The organism is Novosphingobium sp. 11B, from assembly GCF_054589055.1.
The window spans coordinates 1-330 of sequence record NZ_BAAILP010000133.1; the positions used below are offsets into that span (position 1 = coordinate 1).

Here is a 330-nt window from a genome sequence, read left to right on the forward strand (position 1 = left end):
TGGTGATCGGCGCCATGCTCATCTCTCCGCTGATGAGCCCGATCCTTGGGTTGGGGTTCAGTCTTGCCCTGTTCGACTTTAGCGAGATGAGACGGGCGCTGACGGCGCTTGCGATCGGTGGCGGCGCGGCGGTGCTGTTCACGGCGCTGATCGTAGCGCTTTCACCGCTCCAGGCGCCGACCAGCGAGATCATCGCGCGCACGAGGCCCAACTTGTTCGATCTCGCCGTCGCACTCTTCGCGGCGCTTGCCGGTACTTTCGCGATCATTCGTGGGCGCGGGGACACGATCGTCGGGGTCGCCATCGCTACGGCCCTGATGCCCCCGCTTG

General features: G+C 65.5%; 1 protein-coding gene. It reads left to right on the top strand.

Features of this window, described 5'->3' with window-relative positions; genetic code table 11:
- The coding region (locus ACYPYD_RS12250) for a DUF389 domain-containing protein (protein WP_459663371.1) at positions 1-330 on the top strand (330 nt) is incomplete at both ends.